This window comes from Faecousia intestinalis, assembly GCF_040096185.1.
GTDB lineage: Bacteria > Bacillota > Clostridia > Oscillospirales > Oscillospiraceae > JAZOXB01.
In genome coordinates this window covers 1-1671 of the sequence record NZ_JBBMFF010000035.1, presented here as the reverse complement: position 1 = coordinate 1671, position 1671 = coordinate 1, and the positions used below count along the sequence as shown (strand labels likewise).

Here is a 1671-nt window from a genome sequence, read left to right as displayed (position 1 = left end):
GTACAAGGCGCTCACTGAGCCCCGCTACAGGCCTCGTCGGAGTCGTTGCCATTTTAACGGCGGCCTGTTTCTTGCGCCGGTGCGGTGCCGGGAGCGGCTGTCCGCTCCCCTACCTTGGCCGCTGCGGGTCGGCGATCGTGCCGCATAAAAAATGAGGGCAACGTCGTTAACGCTCCCCTCACAAAAACAGTATTGTTTTTTGATTACATTCCTAGTATATCATAACTCACCCGAAAGAATCAATCACTTTTTGTAAAAAATAAACCGCTGTGCTGATGATTTGGTTTTCTGCAAAGAAATCCATATGGCCAACGAGCCTGCCATGGGCAAATGTTTTCAGCTCATCCATTCGATGCTTTCGAAGCTGTTCGGAGACAAATGAATCATATTCCATCAAAAGACAGACAATTTCGAAGATCGGCCTGCAGGAGAGTTTGTTTTTTCTCTCTTCCTTTTGAGTCCCCGGTATTCTGGCAACATATTGAGATACCTTTGCGGTGGGCTGGGTTGCCCCCGGCCGGAGAGAAAGAAGCAGACAATTGTTGTGTGCGCAGGCGTTGCGCAAGCTTCGGATCGTATTCAGATGATTGAAATTTATGCTGATCCGGCCGGGATACCGGCTGCAATAGTACCGCAGGAATCGCGTAAAGTCTTTGAAGGCCAGCAGCTCTACAAGGACCCAGACCGGGCAGTCTGTATCCTGTATTTCTGTTCGGATGTTCCCACCGGCATCAAAAACGTAGCAAAGGGAAAAGTATTTATCGATCAGGTCCCCGGTAAAGATGGAATCCGCCTTTTGCGCGATAGTTTTCATAATGTCCGGATTGCTGCTTAAAAACGACGCAGCGATATCATACCCATTCTCCGCCGTATTTTCTTCGATATCTGCCAATATCCGGACCTTCAGCGCGTGCTCCAGGTCAATACACATCGGAAGCAGACGCGCACGGAGATACATATCCAGTTTCGACAGCTCTACCAGATAGGCAAAATCAAGGCGAATGTATTTCCCGGCATTGCCTCCGGTTCGGTGCTTGTCGTAGTTTTTGCGGTAGGAAGCAGTCCGGAGGTAATTATTTCGATCTGTCAAATACTGCTCCGCTTCGGACTCTGACATGTAGTGAAATGTGATCCCTTTTTCATCTCGAAGCATTGCCACCAGCTCTGCGGGGGAACGCATAGGCTTCTCTGTTCTGTTGCTCAATACTGCACCCTCTCGCCGAAGTTCTTTTTATTATTATATAATATAAATATAAAAAGTCAATATTATTTTGCGAAATGCGCTAAGAATTTGTCATTGCGAGGGCGCACCGCGCCCGTGGCGCCCTGAGCGCGAAGCGCGAGGAAGTGCCCTTGGGGTGCAATCTCGGGAAGGCACTCGCAGGTCGCACAAGCCATCGCCGACCGCATACATTTATTGTAGGGGCCGGGCTGTCCCCTCCCGGCGATAAACTGACGATTCGTACAGGCCGCCGTTAAAACGGTGCTGGCTCCCATATTTGTCATTGCGAGGAGGCCGTAGGCCGACGTGGCAATCTCGGGAAGGCCCTCCCCGATCCGTACCGGCCGCCGTTAAAACGGTGCTGGCCCCCATATTTGTCATTGCGAGGAGGCCGTAGGCCGACGTGGCCATCTCACGCAACCGGTCACGTTTTCGCCGGGAGTACCCTG

General features: G+C 51.4%; 1 protein-coding gene. It reads right to left on the bottom strand.

Annotated features, from left to right (window positions below; translation table 11 throughout):
- Positions 1–226 precede the first annotated feature (226 nt).
- The gene (locus WMO66_RS00360; protein ID WP_349134425.1) at positions 227–1204 is read right to left on the bottom strand and encodes an Abi family protein; all 978 of its coding nucleotides are present in this window, start codon (positions 1202–1204) and stop codon (positions 227–229) included.
- Positions 1205–1671: the final 467 nt, after the last annotated feature.